Annotated in this window: 21 protein-coding genes; 9 read left to right on the top strand and 12 right to left on the bottom strand. The window is 73.0% G+C overall.

The genetic code is table 11. From position 1 onward, the window contains the following. Positions 1 to 43 precede the first annotated feature (43 nt). A complete protein-coding gene (locus tag ACFYZF_RS16930) occupies positions 44 to 2,503 on the top strand; it encodes a helicase-associated domain-containing protein (protein WP_387021193.1) in 2,460 nt (819 codons plus the stop codon). 76 nt (positions 2,504 to 2,579) lie between these two features. On the opposite strand, the gene ACFYZF_RS16925 is transcribed toward ACFYZF_RS16930, so the two are convergent. Continuing rightward, positions 2,580 to 2,819 carry a hypothetical protein gene (locus tag ACFYZF_RS16925; RefSeq protein WP_387021191.1) on the bottom strand — a complete coding sequence of 80 codons (240 nt, stop codon included), beginning with the start codon at positions 2,817 to 2,819 and terminating at the stop codon, positions 2,580 to 2,582. A 73-nt stretch (positions 2,820 to 2,892) separates the two neighbouring features. Beyond that, positions 2,893 to 3,780 carry a L,D-transpeptidase family protein gene (locus ACFYZF_RS16920; RefSeq protein ID WP_387021188.1) on the bottom strand — a complete coding sequence of 296 codons (888 nt, stop codon included), beginning with the start codon at positions 3,778 to 3,780 and terminating at the stop codon, positions 2,893 to 2,895. A 173-nt stretch (positions 3,781 to 3,953) separates the two neighbouring features. On the opposite strand from ACFYZF_RS16920, the gene ACFYZF_RS16915 reads away from it, so the two are divergent. Further along, positions 3,954 to 5,633: a DNA repair helicase XPB gene (locus ACFYZF_RS16915; protein ID WP_387021185.1), complete on the top strand. Its 1,680-nt coding sequence runs from the start codon at positions 3,954 to 3,956 to the stop codon at positions 5,631 to 5,633. Between the two features lie 10 nt (positions 5,634 to 5,643). Here the strand turns inward: ACFYZF_RS16915 and ACFYZF_RS16910 are convergent, their stop codons facing one another. From ACFYZF_RS16910 to ACFYZF_RS16900, 3 genes are all read right to left on the bottom strand, one after another. After that, on the bottom strand, positions 5,644 to 5,988 hold the full coding sequence (locus tag ACFYZF_RS16910) for a type II toxin-antitoxin system HicB family antitoxin (RefSeq protein ID WP_387021184.1): 345 nt from the start codon (positions 5,986 to 5,988) through the stop codon (positions 5,644 to 5,646). Then, positions 5,988 to 6,224 carry a toxin HicA gene (locus ACFYZF_RS16905; RefSeq protein WP_387021583.1) on the bottom strand — a complete coding sequence of 79 codons (237 nt, stop codon included), beginning with the start codon at positions 6,222 to 6,224 and terminating at the stop codon, positions 5,988 to 5,990. Before ACFYZF_RS16905 ends, ACFYZF_RS16910 begins: the two co-directional genes overlap by 1 nt. Positions 6,225 to 6,322: 98 nt before the next feature. Continuing rightward, positions 6,323 to 7,204, bottom strand: a complete 882-nt coding sequence (locus ACFYZF_RS16900) for an RNA polymerase sigma-70 factor (RefSeq protein WP_387021581.1) — start codon at positions 7,202 to 7,204, stop codon at positions 6,323 to 6,325. 215 nt (positions 7,205 to 7,419) lie between these two features. On the opposite strand from ACFYZF_RS16900, the gene ACFYZF_RS16895 reads away from it, so the two are divergent. Then, positions 7,420 to 7,905, top strand: coding sequence for a carboxymuconolactone decarboxylase family protein (locus ACFYZF_RS16895; RefSeq protein WP_387021181.1), 486 nt, complete (start codon positions 7,420 to 7,422; stop codon positions 7,903 to 7,905). 103 nt (positions 7,906 to 8,008) lie between these two features. Here ACFYZF_RS16895 and ACFYZF_RS16890 read toward each other — a convergent pair whose 3' ends face one another. The 3 genes from ACFYZF_RS16890 to ACFYZF_RS16880 all read right to left on the bottom strand — a co-directional run bounded on the left by ACFYZF_RS16890 (position 8,009) and on the right by ACFYZF_RS16880 (position 10,097). After that, positions 8,009 to 8,890, bottom strand: coding sequence for a GNAT family N-acetyltransferase (locus ACFYZF_RS16890; RefSeq protein ID WP_387021178.1), 882 nt, complete (start codon positions 8,888 to 8,890; stop codon positions 8,009 to 8,011). A gap of 89 nt (positions 8,891 to 8,979) precedes the next feature. Then, positions 8,980 to 9,750 (bottom strand): TIGR03089 family protein, encoded by a 771-nt coding sequence (locus ACFYZF_RS16885; RefSeq protein ID WP_387021175.1) that lies wholly within the window; start codon positions 9,748 to 9,750, stop codon positions 8,980 to 8,982. 119 nt (positions 9,751 to 9,869) lie between these two features. Beyond that, positions 9,870 to 10,097: a winged helix-turn-helix domain-containing protein gene (locus ACFYZF_RS16880; RefSeq protein WP_387021172.1), complete on the bottom strand. Its 228-nt coding sequence runs from the start codon at positions 10,095 to 10,097 to the stop codon at positions 9,870 to 9,872. Positions 10,098 to 10,461: 364 nt separating this feature from the next. On the opposite strand from ACFYZF_RS16880, the gene ACFYZF_RS16875 reads away from it, so the two are divergent. Beyond that, positions 10,462 to 10,725 (top strand): hypothetical protein, encoded by a 264-nt coding sequence (locus tag ACFYZF_RS16875; RefSeq protein WP_387021170.1) that lies wholly within the window; start codon positions 10,462 to 10,464, stop codon positions 10,723 to 10,725. Further along, positions 10,722 to 11,021 carry a hypothetical protein gene (locus tag ACFYZF_RS16870; RefSeq protein WP_387021167.1) on the top strand — a complete coding sequence of 100 codons (300 nt, stop codon included), beginning with the start codon at positions 10,722 to 10,724 and terminating at the stop codon, positions 11,019 to 11,021. The genes ACFYZF_RS16875 and ACFYZF_RS16870 overlap by 4 nt, the downstream gene beginning before the upstream one ends. 214 nt (positions 11,022 to 11,235) lie before the next feature. Here the strand turns inward: ACFYZF_RS16870 and ligD (ACFYZF_RS16865) are convergent, their stop codons facing one another. Both ligD (ACFYZF_RS16865) and ligD (ACFYZF_RS16860) read right to left on the bottom strand, forming a co-directional pair. Continuing rightward, positions 11,236 to 12,150 (bottom strand): non-homologous end-joining DNA ligase, encoded by a 915-nt coding sequence (gene ligD, locus ACFYZF_RS16865; protein WP_387021164.1) that lies wholly within the window; start codon positions 12,148 to 12,150, stop codon positions 11,236 to 11,238. Next, positions 12,140 to 13,081: a non-homologous end-joining DNA ligase gene (gene ligD / locus ACFYZF_RS16860; RefSeq protein WP_387021161.1), complete on the bottom strand. Its 942-nt coding sequence runs from the start codon at positions 13,079 to 13,081 to the stop codon at positions 12,140 to 12,142. The genes ligD (ACFYZF_RS16865) and ligD (ACFYZF_RS16860) overlap by 11 nt, the downstream gene beginning before the upstream one ends. 86 nt (positions 13,082 to 13,167) lie before the next feature. Here ligD (ACFYZF_RS16860) and ACFYZF_RS16855 point away from each other — a divergent pair, with 86 nt between their 5' ends. After that, on the top strand, positions 13,168 to 14,160 hold the full coding sequence (locus tag ACFYZF_RS16855; protein WP_387021158.1) for a Ku protein: 993 nt from the start codon (positions 13,168 to 13,170) through the stop codon (positions 14,158 to 14,160). A 42-nt stretch (positions 14,161 to 14,202) separates the two neighbouring features. Here the strand turns inward: ACFYZF_RS16855 and ACFYZF_RS16850 are convergent, their stop codons facing one another. Beyond that, positions 14,203 to 14,595: a PPOX class F420-dependent oxidoreductase gene (locus tag ACFYZF_RS16850; protein WP_387021155.1), complete on the bottom strand. Its 393-nt coding sequence runs from the start codon at positions 14,593 to 14,595 to the stop codon at positions 14,203 to 14,205. Positions 14,596 to 14,796: 201 nt separating this feature from the next. Between ACFYZF_RS16850 and ACFYZF_RS16845 the strand changes: the two genes are divergently transcribed. The 3 genes from ACFYZF_RS16845 (at position 14,797) to ACFYZF_RS16835 (ending at position 17,272) form a co-directional block, all read left to right on the top strand. Then, the gene (locus tag ACFYZF_RS16845; RefSeq protein ID WP_387021152.1) at positions 14,797 to 15,465 is read left to right on the top strand and encodes an FKBP-type peptidyl-prolyl cis-trans isomerase; all 669 of its coding nucleotides are present in this window, start codon (positions 14,797 to 14,799) and stop codon (positions 15,463 to 15,465) included. A 161-nt stretch (positions 15,466 to 15,626) separates the two neighbouring features. Then, positions 15,627 to 16,451 (top strand): hypothetical protein, encoded by an 825-nt coding sequence (locus tag ACFYZF_RS16840; RefSeq protein WP_387021580.1) that lies wholly within the window; start codon positions 15,627 to 15,629, stop codon positions 16,449 to 16,451. A gap of 167 nt (positions 16,452 to 16,618) precedes the next feature. Beyond that, the gene (locus tag ACFYZF_RS16835; protein WP_387021150.1) at positions 16,619 to 17,272 is read left to right on the top strand and encodes an HAD family hydrolase; all 654 of its coding nucleotides are present in this window, start codon (positions 16,619 to 16,621) and stop codon (positions 17,270 to 17,272) included. A 30-nt stretch (positions 17,273 to 17,302) separates the two neighbouring features. Here the strand turns inward: ACFYZF_RS16835 and ACFYZF_RS16830 are convergent, their stop codons facing one another. Next, positions 17,303 to 18,055, bottom strand: a complete 753-nt coding sequence (locus ACFYZF_RS16830) for a DUF981 family protein (protein WP_387021147.1) — start codon at positions 18,053 to 18,055, stop codon at positions 17,303 to 17,305. Positions 18,056 to 18,389 lie beyond the last annotated feature (334 nt).

Raw genomic sequence — 18,389 nt, 5'->3', positions numbered from 1 at the left:
AGGGGGGCGCGCGGGCCCCGAAGCGGGCTAGCGTGGAACGACGATGACCACCTCACTCGCCGACCACCTACGGACGCTGCCCGACGAGGCCCTGGCCGCCCTGCTCCAGTTGCGGCCGGACCTCGTCGTGCCCGTGCCGGCCGACGTGTCCGCGCTCGCGATCCGGGCCCAGTCACGGGTCTCGGTGGCCCGGGCCCTGGACGGGCTGGACCAGTTCACCCTCCAGATCCTCGACGCTGCCCGGCTTACCCGGGGCCCGGACGACGGCACCACCGCCATGGAGGCGGTGCTGGCCATGGCCACCGCCGGCCCCCGCGCACCGGCCCCCGCCACCATCCGTGGCGCGGTGAACAAGCTGCGTGCGCTCTTCCTGCTGTACGGCCCCGAGCACGCGCTACGCGTGGTGGGCGGCGTGGACGAGGTCTCGCCGTACCCGGCGGGGCTGGGCCGGCCTGCGACGGGGCTGGACCCGCACGTGGCCGCCCTCTGCGCGGACCCGGCGAAGCTGCGCCGCACGCTGCTGGCCGCGCCGCCGTCGGCCCGGGCGATCCTGGACCGGCTGGCCGCCGGGCCGCCGGTGGGCAGCGTGCCCCCGGGCGCGCTCCAGGCCCCACCGCTCGGCGCCGAGGACAGCGTCCCACCGGACCCGACGAACGGCGGCGCGCCGACCGGCTCGCCGGTGCGCTGGCTGGTGGACAACCGGCTGCTCGTGCTGGTCTCCGCCGGCACCGTGGAGCTGCCCCGGGAGGTCGGCCTGCTGCTGCGCCGGGACAGCGGCCCACTCGGCCCGCTGCGCACCAGCCCGCCGCCGGTGGCCGCCGCGCCGCGCGAGGCGAAGGCCGTCGACTCGGCCGGGGCCGGGCAGACCATGGAGGTGGTACGGAACACCGAGGCGCTGCTGGAACTGCTGTCCGCCGAGCCGGCGCCGGTGCTGCGCTCGGGCGGGGTCGGGGTGCGTGACCTGCGCCGGCTGGCCAAGACCCTCGGCGTGGACGAAGCGACCGCCGCCCTGCTGCTGGAGGTGGCGTACGCGGCCGGGCTGGCCGGCGAGCTGGAGCTGACCGGTGCCGCCACCGCCCGGTACGGCGCGGACCAGCAGGTCATGCCCACCGGCGGGTACGAGGTGTGGCGGGCCATGTCGCTGGCCCGGCGCTGGGTGCAGTTGGCCCGGGCGTGGCTGGTGATGACCCGGCAGGCCGGCCTGGCCGGGCAGCGGGACGACCGGGACCGGCCGATCTCCGTGTTGTCGGCCGAGGCGGAACGGGCCGGTGCGCCCGCCGCCCGCCGGGCCGTGCTGTCGGTGCTGGCCGACCTGGAGCCGGCCACCGCCCCGACGCCGGAGGAGGTGCTGGGGCTGCTCGACTGGCGGGCGCCCCGACGCAGCCGGGGCCGGGAGGCCGCGTACCGGGAGGTGCTGGCGGAGGCGGCGCGGCTCGGGGTGACCGGGCTGGGGGCGCTCACCTCGTACGGGCGGCTGCTGCTGGCCGACCTGACAGACGCCGACGAGCGGGGGTCGGACGACCCGCTCGGGCTGCACACGGACGCGGAGAGCGGGGCCGCGTCCACTGCCGTGCGGGCGCTGGACGCCCTGCTCCCCTCCCCGGTCGACCACTTCCTGGTGCAGGCCGACCTGACCGTGGTGGTGCCCGGCCCGCCCGACCCGGCGCTGGCCGGGGAGCTGGAGGTGGTGGCCGAGCACGAGTCGGCGGGCGGGGCGAGCGTGCACCGGGTTACCCCGGCGAGCGTGCGCCGGGCCCTGGACGCCGGGTACTCGGCCGACGACCTGCACGCCCTGTTCCGTCGCCGCTCCCGCACCCCGATCCCGCAGGGGCTGACCTACCTGGTGGACGACGTGGCCCGCAAGCACGGCGGGCTGCGGGTCGGCTCCGCCGGCGGGTACGTGCGCAGCGACGACGAGGCACTGCTCGCCGAGGTGCTGGCCGACCGGCGGCTGGAGTCGCTGGCGTTCCGCCGGCTGGCCCCGACGGTGCTGTCCACCCCGTACCAGGTCAACCGGATGCTGATGGCGTTGCGCGACGCCGGGTACGCCCCGGTGCCGGAGGACGGCTCCGGCGCGGCGGTGCTGGCCCGGCCGAAGACCCGGCGGGCCCCCGGACGGGCGCCGGTCGGTCGGACGCTCGACCCGCTGGCGTCCCCGAAACTGGCCATGCCGCGGCTGCTCGGGGTGGTGGAGCAGATCCGCCGGGGCGAGGCTGCGGCGCGGGCGGCCCGGCGGGCCCCGGCGGTGGTGCGTGGCAGTACGGCCGGCTCGGGCCCGGCGCCGGCGCACGGCCACAGCGACGCGCTCGCCGTGCTCCAGCAGGCGGTCCGGGACAAGGCGCTGGTCTGGGTGGGGTACGTCGACACGCACGGGGCGACCGCGTCCCGGCTGCTCCGGCCGGTGTCGATCGGGGCGGGCTATCTGCGGGCCGAGGACGAGCGGACGGAGATGCTGCACACCTTCGCGCTGCACCGGATCACCGCGGCGGTCCTGGAGAGCTGACCGGCGTGCCGGATCACCGCGGCGGCCCTGGAGAGCTGGCGCGCGCGCCGGCGCCCGGCCGGGGCCCCGTCCCCGGTCAGCGGCGGCTGCGCCGCACGGTGCCCACCACGGAGACGGCCAGCAGCAGGGCGAACCCCGCCCCGGCGGACTCGCCGACCGAGGCGACGAAGCCCTGCTGCTGGACCAGCCAGCCGTACAGGAACCAGGCGACGAGGACGGCGGCGGCGAGCCCGTAGCCGACCACGGTGGCTGTGGTGACCGCCGCGATGCCGGGCACGGGCTCGTCCTCGGCGGTCACCTCGTGGTCGACGCTCATCGCCGCCTCCTCGGAGCCGGGGCTGATCGGGTGCCGGGCGGATCGGGTGCCGGGCGGATCGCGGGCCGGCCGGTCAGGTGCCGGGTCGGCGGCCGAAGAGGATCACCCGGCTGCCGACCTTGCCCAGCTCCCACGCCCGGCGGGCGTCGGCGGGGAGCAGGTTCACGCAGCCGTGCGAGCCGATCGACTTCTCGTGCAGGTAGGTGGTGGTCTGGTGGTAGCCCATCCCCTGGGTGAAGTGCTGCCAGTACGGCAGCCACACCTCGTACGGGTCGGACCACTCCTTGATGTTCCGGTAATTGATCTTGTAGGTGCCGGCGGGGGTGGCATACCCCGGCATGCCGGTCCGGGTCACCGTCGGGCCCCAGACGACCTTCCCGCCGCGCACCGCCCAGGTGGTCTGCCGGGTGAGGTCGATGCAGAAGGTGGTGCCGGACGACCCGGCCTTGCACCGGCGGGTGTCGGTGGTGGCCAGCCGCTTCGCCACGTCGTACGTGGTGGGGCCGGCGCGGCCGGCGGCCGGGCGGATGTCGTACCGCTGCTGGAACTTCTTGATCGCGGCGCAGTCGGCGGCGGACTGGCGGCCGTCCACAGTCACCCGCCCGAACCCGCCCAGCTTCGCCAGGTACGTCTCCACCTCGCGCTGATGCTCGCCCTGCGGGCAGCCGGCGGCCCGGGTCGGCACGGTCGGCACGGCCCGCTCGGGGGCAGCCGTCCGGGTCGGCGTCGGCTTGGGCCTGGGTTTCGGTTTCGCCTTCGTCGGGGTGGGTTTCGGCCGGGTCCGCTGGTCGGGGCCGGACGAACCGCCCGCCCCCGTTCCCTGCTCGGCTGAGCCGGCCTGGGCGAGCCCTCCTCCACGGCCACCCGGGTCGGCCTGCCGATCGGGCGTGCACGAACCGACGCCGACCAGCGTGACCACGGCCAAGGCGACGACCCTGGCGGTGAGCGGAACCTGTCTCATGAGGCCTCCCAGGGTGGTCGTCCCTCTGCTAGACGCCGGGCGTACGGGAATGGTTGCACCCCGGTGTCCGATTTTCTGCCCTCATCCGCTTCCGTGCAAGACTGGATGGTCGGCCCGGGGTCACCCGGACACCCGCGAGGCGGCCGGCGACCAGGCAAGGAAAGGACGCTGGCGTGAGCGGTGGACCATTGATCGTTCAGTCGGACAAGACCCTGCTGCTGGAGATCGACCACCCCGACGCCCAGGCCTGCCGGATGACAATCGCGCCGTTCGCCGAGTTGGAGCGCTCCCCCGAGCACGTGCACACGTACCGGCTGACCCCGCTGGGGCTGTGGAACGCGCGGGCCGCCGGCCACGACGCCGAGGGCGTGGTGGACTCGTTGCTCAAGTACTCCCGCTACCCGGTGCCGCACGGGCTGCTGGTCGACGTGGCCGAGACGATGGACCGGTACGGCCGGCTGCAACTCGCCAACGACCCGGCGCACGGGCTGGTGCTGCGGGCGCTGGACCGGATGGTGCTGATCGAGGTCGCCAAGAGCAAGAAACTCGCCGGGATGCTCGGCGCGAAGCTCGACGACGACACGATCGCGGTGCACCCGTCCGAGCGGGGCCGGCTCAAGCAGGCGCTGCTGAAGCTCGGCTGGCCGGCGGAGGACCTGGCCGGGTACGTCGACGGCGAGGCCCACCAGATCGATCTGGCCGAGGCCGGCAAGGACGGCGGGAAGCCGTGGACGCTGCGGTCGTACCAGCGGGAGGCCGTGGAGGCGTTCTGGGCCGGCGGGTCGGGCGTCGTGGTGCTGCCCTGCGGCGCGGGCAAGACGCTCGTGGGCGCCGCCGCGATGGCCGAGGCGAAGGCGACCACCCTGATCCTGGTGACCAACACCGTCGCCGGCCGACAGTGGAAGCGGGAGCTGATCGCCCGCACCTCGCTGACCGAGGAGGAGATCGGCGAGTACTCGGGCGAGCGCAAGGAGATCCGCCCGGTCACCATCGCCACGTACCAGGTGCTCACCTCGCGGCGCGGCGGCGCGTTCACCCACCTGGACCTGTTCTCCGCCCGCGACTGGGGCCTGGTCGTCTACGACGAGGTGCACCTGCTGCCCGCGCCGATCTTCCGGTTCACCGCCGACCTCCAGGCCCGCCGCCGGCTCGGCCTGACCGCCACCCTGGTACGCGAGGACGGCCGGGAGGGTGACGTGTTCAGCCTGATCGGCCCCAAGCGGTACGACGCGCCGTGGAAGGACATCGAGTCGCAGGGCTGGATCGCCCCGGCCGAGTGCACCGAGGTACGGGTGACGCTGACTGACGCGGAGCGGATGTCGTACGCGACGGCGGAGGCCGAGGAGCGCTACCGGATGGCGGCGACCGCCCGCACCAAGCTACCGGTGGTCAAGGCGCTGGTCGACCGGCACGCGGGCGACCAGGTGCTGGTGATCGGCGGGTACATCGACCAGCTGCACCAGCTCGGCGAGTACCTCGACGCCCCGATCATCCAGGGGTCGACGACCAACAAGGAACGGGAGCGGCTGTTCGACGCGTTCCGGTCCGGGGAGGTCCGCACGCTGGTCATCTCGAAGGTCGGCAACTTCTCCATCGACCTGCCCGAGGCGGCGGTGGCCATCCAGGTGTCCGGGACGTTCGGGTCGCGGCAGGAGGAGGCGCAGCGGTTGGGCCGGGTGCTCCGGCCGAAGGCCGACCGCCGGCAGGCACACTTCTACACCGTCGTCTCCCGGGACACCATCGACACCGAGTACGCCGCCCACCGGCAACGCTTCCTCGCCGAGCAGGGGTACGCGTACACGATCATCGACGCCGACGACGTCCTCGGCCCGAAGCTGCCGACGGTCGACTGACCCGCTCCGGTCAGGCGGCTCGGAGCCTCCGCAGGACGTACTGGTTGAGGCTCATGCCGTCCTCAGCGGCCTGGACGGCGAGTTCCCGGTGCAGGCTCTCTCCGACGCGGAGGTTGAACTTGCCCGAGTAACTGCGCTCGGCGAACGGCTGCGGCACCGGCTCGCCCTGCTCCTGCATGTCCTCGATCACCTCACGCAGCAGATCCTCAAGCCCTTGCAGAGCCTCGATCTGGGAGGGAGCCAGCCACGAGAGAGAGGGAAACTCGGCACAGGTGGCGACGAATTCGCGATCCTCGGCAGACCAGGTGACCCGGTAGGTGTAGTGGGTGATTTCGGGACGGAGATCAGGCTGCATCACATGGCCTCCTTCTTGTCGATCGCCTTGAGCACTTGCCGCACCTGGTACGCCTTCGCCTTGCCTTTGTCGTTCTGGATGTTCACGCGTGGGTCGCCCGCCCAGGGCGTCTTGAACACCGCGTGAGAGCTGCCGGCTTGTCGTGGCTTCCCGAAGTAGTGTTCGCATGCCCGGTAAAGATCGTTGTAGGCGATGTTCTGCTGGTTGGACCGCATCGCTGCAACGAGCTTGTCCATGGACGGCACGCGGTCAATGGTACTACCAGCGGTACCACGGTCGCAAACACTTCGCGGTGCACCTGCTACCCGCGCCGATCTTCCGGTTCACCGCCGACTCAGCGGCTCAGCACAATTTCCCGCGCCATGTGCGACAGCTTCTCAGGATTGCGTACGGCGTAGAGCCCGGTGATGCGGCCGTCGTCGACGCGCACCGCCAGGACGGTGTCGAGCTCCCCGGCGAGTCGGACAATCAGCGCCGGGTTGCCGTTGACCTGCGCCGGCCGCAGCGACGAGAGGTGCGCGCCCCTGCTCCACCCGCCGGCCAGCAGGCGGGCGACCTTGTCGGCCCCCACGATGGGCCGCAGGACGGCCTGCCTGACTCCACCACCGTCGCCGAGAAGGACGACATCCGGGGCGAGGATGTCGAGCAGGCGTTGCAGGTCACCGGTTTCGACCGCCCGCTGGAACGCATCGAGCGCGTTCCGGGTCTCGACCGCCGAAACGACCCGGCGTGGCCGGCGCGCCGCGACGTGTGCCCGGGCCCGGTGTGCGATCTGCCGGACCGTGGCCGGGCTCTTGTCGACGGCTTCGGCGATCTCGTCGTACCCGAGGTCGAACACCTCACGCAGCACGAACACCGCCCGTTCGGTCGGCGCGAGCGTCTCCAGCACCAGCAGCATCGCCATCGAGACGCTGTCGGCCAACGCGACGTCCTCGGCCACGTCGGGCGCGGTGAGCAGGGGCTCGGGCAGCCAGGGGCCGACGTAGGACTCCTTGCGGCGGCCGAGCGTACGCAGCCGGGCGAGTGCCTGGCGGGTGGTGATCCGGACAAGGTAGGCACGCCGATCCCGCACCGTGCCGAGTTCGACGCCCGCCCACCGCAACCACGTCTCCTGCAGGACGTCCTCCGCGTCGGCGGCCGAGCCGAGCATCTCGTACGCGACGGTGAACAGCAGGTTCCGGTGGGCGAGGAACGCCTCGGTGGCCGGGTCCGGCAGCTCGGTGCCCCGGCCTCCGCCGGCTGCGGTCTGCGGTGTGCCCACCATGGGTGACTCCCGTTCGCTCTCGACTGCGTCACCCATCAGACGCCGAACCCCGCCGGCGTGTGACACCTCCGGCTGTGGCAGTCGTCACCCGCCCCCGCCGTCACAGGAACCCGAACGCCGGCATCTCGTGTTCGTCCGACCGACCCCCACGAGTGAAGGACGGCACCATGGACGCCCGATTCAACCTGTTCGACAACGAGCTCGCCACGAGGTTCGCCAAGCGGTTCGCCAACGCCGGCATGGTGATCCATCAGTCGCCGCTACCGAAGTCCACGCAGGAGCTGGTGTCGCTGCGCGCCAGCCAGATCAACGGCTGCGGCTGGTGCATCGACATGCACACCAAGGAGGCCGCAGCCGCCGGTGAGACCTCGGTCCGGCTCAACCTCGTCGCCGCCTGGCGCGAGTCCACCGTCTTCACCGGGGCCGAGCAGGCCGCGTTGGCGCTCGCCGAAGAGGGCACCCGGCTCGCCGACGCCCACCAGGGCGTGTCCGACGAGACCTGGGCCCAGGTACGCAAGCACTACGACGATGACCAGATCGCCGCGCTGGTCTCCCTGGTCGCCCTGATCAACGCCGCCAACCGGCTGGCCGTGATCGTGCACCAGCGGGGCGGTTCCTACCAGCCCGGCATGTTCGCCGCCGCGTTCGACTGACGTGCTTCCGCCATGTCGGCGAGATGGCGGTTCGAGGTCACCCCGACACCGCACATCGCCGACATGGTGGTCGGCACGGCTTGCCCGCCGCCGCCCGGCTGTGTCAGGGACGGCGGCGCAGGTAGCGGGCGCGGCGGCCGGCGTCGCGGAACCCGAGCCCCCGATACAGCACGGCGGCCGGGTTGTCGTCGTTGACGCAGAGCCACGCCTCCCCGGCACCGTCACCAGCCAACGACCGCAGCGCGACGGCCATCAGGTGCGCCCCGACCCGCCGCTGCCGCCAGCCGGGGACCACGCCCACCTGGTCGACCCAGTTGTCGATGACGTTGAGGAAGCCGACGGCGGTGCCGTCGGGACCGCGGGCGATCAGCGACAGGTCCGGCCGGTACCCGTCGTCGTCCCACAGCTCGCCCAGCCACTCCTCGGCCTCGGGCGCCCGGAATCCGGGCCGGTCGGCGAAGGACGCCCGGTACGTCTCGAACAGCTCGGGGCCGGCCTCCCGAACCACTGGCCCGGTGCGCACCCCGTCGGGCGGCGGCACGTCCGGCAGGGCGGCGAGGTCGTGCCGCAGCACCCACTCGACGAAGGTCCGCTCGAAGCCGCGCGCCACGAACAGGGCGTCCGCGCCGGGGCTCCAGGACTCGGTGGTGAGCAGCAGCTCGGCGCCCCCGGCCTGCTCGCCCGCCCAGTCCAGCAGCCGACCGCCCAGACCCCGCCCGCGCCAGCCCGGATGCACCAGGCCGGTGCTGGTGGCCGGCTCCCGGCCGGTGCCCACGCCGACGGCCGCGACCAGGCGGCCATCGTGCCAGGCACCGAGGGTACGAGTCTGCAACAGCCGGGCCCGCAGCAACGGGGGACGGGCGAACAGCGGCAGCCCGCCGTCGACGGCCAGGCATTCCCCGGCCAGCTCCGTGAGCGCCGCGAGGTGCTGCTCACCGACATCCGCCCAGGTGAGGGCGTCCACGCCCAGATCCGTCCGGTCCACCGGGATCCCTTCCTCGTCCTGCTCGCCGAGAGAAGTAGGCGTCGCGGAGCCCGGTGGAGTCAAAGGGTTTCCGGCCGGCCCAACGGCGCTCAGAGCGCCCGGGTGATCCCCTCGGCGGCGATCAGGGCGTCCCGCCGGGCCGGGTCGAGGTTGGCGCAGACCACCACGGACGCGCCCGCGACCAGCGGCGCGAGCAGCCACTTCACCGGCTCCTCGTAGTCGGGCGTGTCGACCAGCACCCGATCGCCGGGGCGCAGGCCCAGCGAGTCGGCGATGTGCCGGGCGATCTCGCCCCACGCGTGATAGCTCGTGCCGTCCGGGGTGGCCGCGAACGACGGGTGCACCGCCGCGTAGGCCGGTGGGGCCGCGTCCTGCCGGCTCACCTCGGCGAGCCAGTCCCGCCAGCCCTCGGGCACCTCGGCGCGCGGATGACCGAGGCCGAGCACGAACCGGTGCCGCCCCTCGGGCACGTCCTCCAGCCAGTCGTCCAGCCGCGCCCACGACACGAAGACCGCGTCCAGCGGCTCGTCGGCACCCTGGTCGAGGACCGGCAGCCCGGCGGTCGCCCGGGACCGGGCCGACACGGCCACACCGATCGACCAGGCGCCCAGCAGCACGGCGGCGGTCTGCCAGTGCGCCGGCAGCAGCACGGCCGCCCGGTCGCCGACGCCCAGCCCGCAGTCGTCGCGCAGCAGGGCGGCGGCGCGGGCGGCCCAGTCGCCCAACTCGGACGCGGTCAGGTCTACCCGCTCGCCGGTGGCGTCGTCGCAGAAGGTGAACAGTGGACGGCCGACGTCGCCGGCCGTCACGGCCGGGGACGGAACGGTCGCCGTGACCGCCGGGACAGTGGTCCGCTCCACGTGGCACTCCTCGGTTCGGGTGATTTCATGGCGAGCAAGAACGGCTTGGCCCTGACGGAGTCCGCTGGCGCAGTCGCGGCACCCCGGGCGGCGCGGCAGTTGACCGCCCACCAGCCTGGTCAGGGCCGGGTGGACTCCGCGACGAAGACACCGCGACCCGGGCGGCCGACCAGCACGCCCTGCTCCCGCAGCGTCGCCACCGCGCGGTGAATCGTCGAGAGCGACAGGTCGTAGTGATCAGCCAGTTCTTGGGTGGACGGTATCTGTGACCCGGGCTGGAACTCGCGCACCTCGATCCGCCTCAGCAGATCCTTGATCAACTCATTCATGGTCGGCGGAATCGGCACGTGGAGGCCCCTTGCAGTCGGTTGGCGCTCCCAGTATCGAGCACGAGGTGAAAGAGCGGCAACAACTGGAAGGGAAGCAGCAGGCAGCGTGCCAGCGAGATTTGATAGGTAGGCAAGCGTTGACAGAGGTGAGAGGTATCGGTAGCGTCACTGTCGGTGATGCGGTGCTGCTGCGGTCGGTTGGCACCTCTCGTACCGGTCTCGCATTGCCGCCGGAAGACCCCCCGCGCCACTCCCCCGGCGCGGCCCTGCCGCCGTACCGCCGTTCGTGGCTGCGGCGGCCGGGCGGGGCGGCCTCCGCCGACTCGGACCGGCGGGGGCCGCCCCTCCACTTCGACGTGCACCCGACGAAGGGCGGTCCCCCGTGCGCCACCTGATCCGTTGGCTGACCGGCCGACAGGAGAGAACGAGACGACCCCTGCGCCCCGCGCAGATCCGCGAGCGGCGGTTCAGCGTCCGCCGGCACGGGCTCGACCCGTTCGAGATCCGCACCTTCCTGCACGAGGTCGCCGACGAACTGGCCGTGGCGCAGACCGCCGTGGTCGCGGTGCGGGAAGAGAACGTACGCATCCGGCGGGCGCTGCACGCGTGGCAGAGCGGCCAGTCCGGGAAGCACCGGTACCGATGAGTGACCGCTGGGTGATCCACCTGCCGATCACCGCGCCCGACCTGCTCCGGGCGCGGATCTTCGCCCGGACGGCCACCCGCCTGCTGGCCCGGCTCAGCCGGCGCGTCGACCTGGGCGAGGTGACCGTCTCGGCCGAGGACGCCCAGGGCGTACGCCATCGGGTCTTCTGCGACCGGTTACTGCCCGGAGGCGCACGGTGCGCGTTGCCGACCGACCACGCCGTGCCCTGCTCCCACCGGCCATGGTCACCGGCGCGCAACGTCCGGCCGGCCCGGTACCGGCTGCCCGACGGCTGAGCGGGTGTGCGCTGCCGACCGATCTCCTGGCCGGCCGCCTGACCGGCGGTCGCCGGATCGTCGCGGTTTCCGCGAACACCCGGACCTACTTCACCCCATGCCACCTGGGCATCTTCGTGTGCGACGCAGGACGCAGGACGCTCTTCGGGGCTCCCGCACCCGCCTTAGGGCCCGCTGACGGTCCTCCACCGACGACGCGGACTCGGCCGGCACGTCAGCCGGCGGGCAGTTTGGGGCCGCCGTCGAGCAGCGGCGCGAGCAGATCCCCCTGCTTCTCCACCCGCTTCAGCACCTCCACAGCGGTATAGGGGCGAGCGGCCGGCCGCTTCCCGGCGGCACCGGCGGAAACCTCGTCCCAGGTCAGCGGGGTGGAGACGGCCGGCACGGACTGCGCCCGCAGCGAGTACGGCGACACCGTCGTCTTGGCCGCGTTGTTCTGGCTCCAGTCGATGAAGACCTTCCCAGGGCGCAGGTTCTTCGCCATCCGCGACACGACCAGCTTCGGGTGTTCCTTCTCCAACTCCTGGGCGACCCGCTTCGCATAGTCCGAGACGAGATCAGAGGACTGGGTACCAGCGATCGGGCAGCAGAGCTGCATGCCCTTCTTCCCGGACGTCTTCGGGTACGAGTCGATGCCGTCGGAGGCGAGCCGGTCGCGCAGCAGCAGCGCCACCTCGCAGCACTCGCGCAGCCCGGCCGGGGCACCCGGGTCCAGGTCCACGACCATCGTGTCCGGGTGGGCTCCGATCCTCCACTGCGGTGTGTGCAGTTCCAGCGCGGCCAGGTTGGCCAGCCAGACGAGGGTCGGCAGGTCGTCGGCCACCACGTAGTCGATGGTCTCCCGGCCCTTGCTCGACCCGGGGACGGGCAGCGTCTCGGTGTGTACCCAGTCGGGGGTGGCGGCCGGGGCGTTCTTCTCGAAGAAGCTCTTCTCGTCGACGCCGTTCGGGTACCGGATCCGGGTGAGCGCCCGGTCGGCCAGGTGGGGCAGGAGCACCGGGGCGATCCGGGTGTAGTAGTCGATCACCTCACCCTTGGTGAAGCCCGCCGCCGGGTAGAGCACCTTGTCCAGGTTGGAAAGCTCCAGCGTGCGCCCCTGCACGTCGACCCGGAACCGGTCACCCGGCATCGTCCACCTCCTGCGGCGGCTTGTCCGGGCGGAGCCGCAGCACACGGGGGAAGCGCAGCCGGCCGTCCGGGGTGCGCTGACCGTACTTCACCTCGACCACCACCGTGGGCCGTACCCAGATGGCGGCCCGGGCGTCCTCGCGCGGCACGTCCCCGGAGAACGGCGACTCCCCGGAGCGCAGCGGCTCCAGCTCGCGCAGCAGTTCCCGCTCCATGGCCGCGCCGATGCCCCCGCCGACCCGGCCCCGGTAGACGAGCCGCCCGTCGGGGCCGGGCACCCCGATCAGCAGCCCACCGATCCTGCGCGCGCCGGGTCGCCAGCCGCCCACCACGAAGTCGCCGGTCACCTCCAGCTTGACCTTCACCCAGTCCGGCGAGCGGACGCCGGGCCGGTAGGCCGAGCCGGCCCGTTTGGCCATCACCCCTTCGAGGCCGTGCTCGCCGGCCGCCTCGTAGGTGGCCGGGCCGTCGGTGAAGGTCGGCGGCACCGCCCACCGGGCGGCACCGAGGCCCAGCCCGTCCAGCAGCTCCCGCCGCTGCCGCCACGGCCGCCCTGTCAGGTCCGCGCCACCCAGCCGGAGCAGGTCGAAAATCATGTACGTCACCGGCACGGTCGCCGCGAGCCGGGCCGCCTTGGCCGCGTCCCGCACGTGCATCCGCTCGGCCAGGGCGGTGAACGAGGGCTGGCCGGCCTGGTTGAGCAGCACCACCTCACCGTCGAGCAGCGCGTCGTCGACCTGCTCGCCGAGGGTGATCAACTCCGGGTACGCGGCGGTGATCTCGACGCCGGAGCGGGCGTACAGGTGTTGCCGGCCGGCGGTGATATCGGCCAGCGCGCGTACGCCGTCCCACTTGAACTCGTACGCCCAGTCGGCGCCGGCGGGCAGCGGGCCGGTCATCGCGAGCATCGGCTTCAACGGCGCGCCGGGCATTTCTCGACTGTAGTAGGGCAATCGAAGTGCTCGCGCCCGCTTCGATCCTTTGGGATCCTGAGCTGAACCGGGGAGAGGAGTGGGGTATGCGGGCGATCTGGAAGGGGGCGGTCTCGTTCGGGCTGGTCTCGATCGCGGTGAAGCTCTATTCGGCCACCGAGGAGAAAGACATCCGCTTCCACCAGGTGCACCGGGAGGACGGCGGGCGTATCCGCTACAAACGCACCTGCTCCGTCTGCGGCGAGGAGGTCACCTACGACGACATCGCCAAGGGGTACGACATCGGCGGTGGCGAGATGGTGATCCTGACCGACTCCGACTTCGCCGACCTGCCGCTGACCACCTCGCGCGCCATCGACGTGCTGGAGTTCGTGCCGGCGGAGCAGGTCGACCCGATCCTCTACAACAAGGCGTACTTCCTGGAGCCGGAGGGCACGGCGACCAAGCCGTACGTGCTGTTGCGTGACGCGCTCGCCGACTCGGAGCGGGTGGCGATCGTGAAGGTGGCGCTGCGCCAGCGGGAGCAGTTGGCCACCCTGCGGGTCCGGGAGGGGGTGCTGCTGCTCAACACGATGCTCTGGCCGGACGAGGTGCGCACCCCGGACTTCGGCTTCCTGGGCGAGGACCTGAAGGTCCGGCCCCCGGAGCTGGCGATGGCCAGCTCGCTGATCGACTCGATGGCCGGGGAGTTCGAGCCGGACGTCTTCACCGACGACTACCGGGCGGCGTTGCAGGAGGTCATCGACGCGAAGGTGGAGGGCCGGGAGGTCGTCCAGCCGGAGGAGGTCGAGGCGGCCCCGGCCGCGGCGGTGGACCTGATGGCCGCGCTGAAGGCGTCGGTGGAGCGGGCCCGGGTGGCGCGCGGCGAGCAGCCGGCGGCCGGTGGCGGGGAGCCGACCCCGATCACCTCGGCCCGGTCGGCGCAGAAGGCGGCCAAGGCCCCGGCGAAGAAGACCGCCGAGAAGAAGGCCGGGGGTACGAAGAAGGCGGCCACGAAGAAGGCTGCGGAGTCCGACGCCGCGAAGAAGGCCCCGGCCAAGAAGGCCGCCCCGAAGAAGGCCCCCCGCAAGACCGCCTAGCGGCGGGGCCCCGGTCGACCGTTGGGCCCCCCGCCACGCACGTCAGCCGCGCCCGAGCTTCTGGGTGGGGGTGACCCGGACGATCACCCGCTCCTCGCCGGGCTGCCGGAACGGGTAGGTGTCCTGCCCGAGGTACTTCTGCGCCATCCGGTCGATGTGCTCGTCGGCGCCCTCCTCGACCAGTTCGGTGGTGCCCTTCACCCACAGGGTGCGGAAGTCGTCGGCCTTGTCGACGACGGAGACCGCGACCATCGGGTTGCGCTGGATGTTGTTGTACTTCTGCCGCCCCTTGGCCGTGTTGAACACGATGTGCCGGCCGTCGGTGTCCACCCACACCGGCGTCACGTGCGGGGTGCCGTCCGGCTCGATGGTGGCCACGTGGGCGAGCTGCGGTTCAGCCAGCAGGGCCAGGTCTGCTTCGGTGAGGATCGCCATGGTCGTGAAACTACCCCCGTCGGAAGCCCCGCATCGGGCAACCCTGGCCAAAGGGCAGCGACCGGACGGGCGGGCGCGAACGGGACGGCCGGAGCGGGACGTGCTCGGGCCGAGGCAGCACCGAGGGGAGTAAGGCGGGTACCGTGTGCGCTGGCCTCGGCAGCGGCCGCCGGGCCCCCACCTCTTGATCAGGGAGTCGACGTGAGCGAGCGTGTGCAGAACCGGTCGGCGGGCCAGGGCCCGGGCGGCAAGGCGGAGCGGCGACTGGGCCTCCAGTTGGCGGCGAAGAAGGCCGCCGAGGCGAAGCGCCGCCGGCAGTCCATCCTCGGCGCGCTCGCCGGCCTCGCCGTCGTGGCGGTCCTGGTCGGGGTCTTCGTCGTCGTGAACCAGGGCGACGACGACGCTCCGGGTGAGTTCGCGTCCGCCCCGTCGGCCGGGGCCAGCGCCCCATCGGCCGAGCCCACCGCGCCGCCCGCCCCGCAACTTCCCGAGGGGACGGACCCGGCGCTGGCCACCAAGCCGAAGGTCGAGGCGGGCAAGGGCGAGCTGAAGAAGCTCGTCGTGACGACGCTGATCAAGGGCAAGGGCCCGGCGGTCAAGTCCGGCCAGCAGATCACCACCAACTACGTGGGCGTGTTCTACAAGGACGGCAAGGAGTTCGACGCGTCCTGGAAGACCGGCCAGCCGGCCACCTTCGGGATCGGCGTCGGGCAGGTCATCAAGGGCTGGGACCAGGGCCTGGTCGGGGTGAACGTGGGCAGCCGGGTGCAGCTCGACCTGCCCGCCGAGCTGGCGTACGGCAACGACGCCTCCGGCGGCCGTCCGGCGGGCCCGCTGCGGTTCGTCGTCGACGTGCTCGCCGCCCAGTAGCCCGCGCGGTCATGCGGTAGTTCACAGCGGTCTTCCTTCCGGTCGCCCACGACCAGTAGGTTCGGGGTCACCGTGGGCGGTTCCGGCCGCGCCACGGTGATTCCCGACCCGACGCGGAGGTGCACGTGGCGGCGCTGGACGACCCGGGTCTCGCCCGGCTGATGTGGACGCACTTCGAGCCGGTGCACGCGGTCACCTATTTCCATCCGCGCTCCCGTGCCGCCTACGAGGCGGTCGGTCTGCGCGGCTACTGGCGGGGCTACTTCGCCGGCCGGTCCGCCCCGCTGGGTGCCGCCGAGGCGGCCCCGGTGGTCGCGGCGTTCTTCAGCTTCGCCCCGCACATGGTGGCCCGGGCGCTGCCGGCGGTGTGGCGGCTGGTCACCCCGGAGGAGGCGCTGCGGGCCCGGCTCACCGGTGCGGTGCAGGCGCTGGCCGAGCTGACGTACGAGCTGCCGGAGGGGCACCTCGCCGAGGCCGCCGGGCTGCTGGAGACGGCCGCCCGCGCGGCGCAGCCCGCCGGCCGGGTGCTGGGGGCCGCGAACGCCGCCCTGCCGGCCGCCGAGTACCCGCTGGCCCGGCTCTGGCGGGCGGCCACCACCCTGCGCGAACACCGGGGCGACGGACACGTCGCCGCGCTGGTCGCGGCGGGCCTGGACCCGGTGGAGACGCTGGCCTGGAAGGTGGCCGACGGCATGGCGCCGGTGAACCTGCTGGGCCGGGGCTGGTCCGAGGAGCAGTGGCGGGCGGCGGCCGGCCGGCTGGCCGAGCGGAACTGGCTGACGCCCGACGGCGAGCCGACCGGGCACGGCCGGGCCGCGTTCCAAGCCGTAGAGGATGCCACCGATTTGGCGGCCACCCACCCGTGGCGGGCGCTCGGCACGGACGGCACGGAGCGGCTGCGGGAGCTGCTCGACCCGATCGCCCGCGCCGGTCACACGGTGATCCCGCCGGGCAGTCCGATCGGCCTGCCCCCGCTGCCGGCCTGAGCCCGGCCAGCCGCCCCGGCCCGGCCACCGCCGGGTCGGCCAAGTCCCCGGCCGCCCGCCGTGGCGGGGCTGCCCGTTTCCGGCCGCCTGTCGGTGGCGGGGCCGCCCCGGCTCGGGCCGGGAGCCTGTCCGTCGCGGGGCCGCCCCGGCTCAGGCAGGATGGGGGCGTGGCTGATGCGGTGGTTTTCGACCTGGACGGCGTGATCGTGGACTCCGAGCCGGTCTGGGAGGAGGTCCGCCGGGCCTACGTGGCGACGCACGGCGGCAGTTGGCAGCCGGACACCCAGCGCCGGCTGATGGGGATGAGCACCGGCGAGTGGGCCCGGTACCTCAGCGGCGAGCTGGGCGTCGACCGGACGGCCGAGCAGGTCGCCGCCGAGGTGGTCGACGAGATGACCCGGCGGTACGCGGAGCGCGTACCGGTGATCGACGGGGCGGGCCAGGTGGTGCGCCGGCTGGCGGCCCGGTGGCCGCTGGGGCTGGCCAGTTCCTCGCCGACCCGGCTGATCGCGGCGGCGCTGGCCGCGACGGGCCTGACCGACGCGTTCGGGGCGACGCTGTCGACCGAGGAGACCGCGCACGGCAAGCCCGCCCCCGACGTGTACCTGGCCGTCGCCGGGCGGCTCGGCGTCGACCCGTCCCGCTGCGTCGCGGTGGAGGACTCCTCCAACGGGGTGCGGTCGGCCGCCGCCGCAGGGATGCGGGTGGTGGCGGTGCCGCACGGGGCGTACCCGTTGGACCCGGACGCCGAGCGGCTCGCGGCCGTGGTGCTGCCGACGGTGGGCGACCTGACCCCGGAGGTCGTCGCCGGCCTCGGCTGAGCGATCCCGAATCGGTGCGGGCGCTGGCGACTACTGGGTGTTGACAATCAGCCCGATGTGGGTGAAGTAGTTCAGCGCGCCGAAGAGCAGGAACGCGAGTCCGGCGAGGCCCCAGGCCCAGCCCGCGATCAGCAGCAGCGGGCGGCGCAGGCGGCGCAGCGCGAACGGGAAGAGTACGGCGCCGACCCCGACCAGCACGTACAGCCCTGAGATGAAGGTGGCCTCGATGAGGGGATAGTCGGCGAACTTCCCGGAGATCGGCTCTTCTGGCGGTGCCGCGAAGAGGGTGTACGTCCAGCCTGCGGCGGCGATCGCGAAGCAGGCAAGGCCGAGCGCGAAGACGAACACCGAGATGGGCGCGAGGAGCCGTTGCGTGTACTGGAGCCGCTCGTCGGCGGCCACCGGCTCGCGGCCCTCGATGTCCCCGGCCCTCCCGGCGAAGAGGGGTGCCCGGCGCCACAGCACGAACCCGGCGGCCAGCAGCAGCACGCCGAAGGCGAGTGCGGGTTCACCGAAGATGATGTTGTCGAAGGCGAAGCCGCCGCTGGCCAGGGGCCAGGTGAGCGTCATGTGCAGACCGGTCGCGGCAAGGATGGCCCCCAGGACGACGAAGGCCATCGCCCATCCCTCGGCGACGATCTCCTGCCGTTGGAGCACCTGCCGGCCGAGCGCGACGATCAGCAGCAGACCGACGCCGGCGGCGAGCGACATGATGGTGTTGTAGGTGGGCATCTCCACCCAGTTGATCTTCAATCCGTCCTGAGCGAGCAAGTCCATCGCCATGCCGCCTCCAACGCCGTCGAGGTACGCCGCCGGAGGGCGGCACCCACTCACCGCGCTGTCCCCGTCGTAGCGCCCGGGAAACCCCCGCTGGTGGAAGTCGACGCAGGTCAGCGGGGATCGGCAGCGCGATCGTCCACTCGCCGGCGGCGGTCCCTGCGGGCCCGGGCGAACAGGTTCGCGCGTTCCGGCCAGCCGGGTTGCGCGTTGCGCCGGTCGGGTTGCGCGTGCGCCGGCCGGGTTACGCGTGCGCCGGTCGGGTTGCGCCTTGCGCCGGTCGGGCGCGCCGGAATGATCAGGGCCCGCCGGGGTACGGCGGAACCACGTCCCGACGTGA

Origin of the sequence: Micromonospora sp. NPDC001898 (assembly GCF_042891255.1) — a bacterium.
Lineage (GTDB): Bacteria > Actinomycetota > Actinomycetes > Mycobacteriales > Micromonosporaceae > Micromonospora.
The sequence above is the reverse complement of the archived record's forward strand: the minus strand, read 5'-3'. Positions and strand labels throughout refer to the sequence as shown.

Coding starts and splice junctions, on each gene's coding strand:
- ACFYZF_RS16930 (WP_387021193.1), top strand. CDS start 44: ATGACCACCTCACTCGCCGACCACCTACGGACGCTGCCCGACGAGGCC.
- ACFYZF_RS16925 (WP_387021191.1), bottom strand. CDS start 2,819: ATGAGCGTCGACCACGAGGTGACCGCCGAGGACGAGCCCGTGCCCGGC.
- ACFYZF_RS16920 (WP_387021188.1), bottom strand. CDS start 3,780: ATGAGACAGGTTCCGCTCACCGCCAGGGTCGTCGCCTTGGCCGTGGTC.
- ACFYZF_RS16910 (WP_387021184.1), bottom strand. CDS start 5,988: ATGCAGCCTGATCTCCGTCCCGAAATCACCCACTACACCTACCGGGTC.
- ACFYZF_RS16905 (WP_387021583.1), bottom strand. CDS start 6,224: ATGGACAAGCTCGTTGCAGCGATGCGGTCCAACCAGCAGAACATCGCC.
- ACFYZF_RS16895 (WP_387021181.1), top strand. CDS start 7,420: ATGGACGCCCGATTCAACCTGTTCGACAACGAGCTCGCCACGAGGTTC.
- ACFYZF_RS16870 (WP_387021167.1), top strand. CDS start 10,722: ATGAGTGACCGCTGGGTGATCCACCTGCCGATCACCGCGCCCGACCTG.
- ligD (WP_387021164.1), bottom strand. CDS start 12,150: ATGCCGGGTGACCGGTTCCGGGTCGACGTGCAGGGGCGCACGCTGGAG.
- ligD (WP_387021161.1), bottom strand. CDS start 13,081: ATGCCCGGCGCGCCGTTGAAGCCGATGCTCGCGATGACCGGCCCGCTG.
- ACFYZF_RS16855 (WP_387021158.1), top strand. CDS start 13,168: ATGCGGGCGATCTGGAAGGGGGCGGTCTCGTTCGGGCTGGTCTCGATC.
- ACFYZF_RS16850 (WP_387021155.1), bottom strand. CDS start 14,595: ATGGCGATCCTCACCGAAGCAGACCTGGCCCTGCTGGCTGAACCGCAG.
- ACFYZF_RS16840 (WP_387021580.1), top strand. CDS start 15,627: ATGTGGACGCACTTCGAGCCGGTGCACGCGGTCACCTATTTCCATCCG.
- ACFYZF_RS16830 (WP_387021147.1), bottom strand. CDS start 18,055: ATGGCGATGGACTTGCTCGCTCAGGACGGATTGAAGATCAACTGGGTG.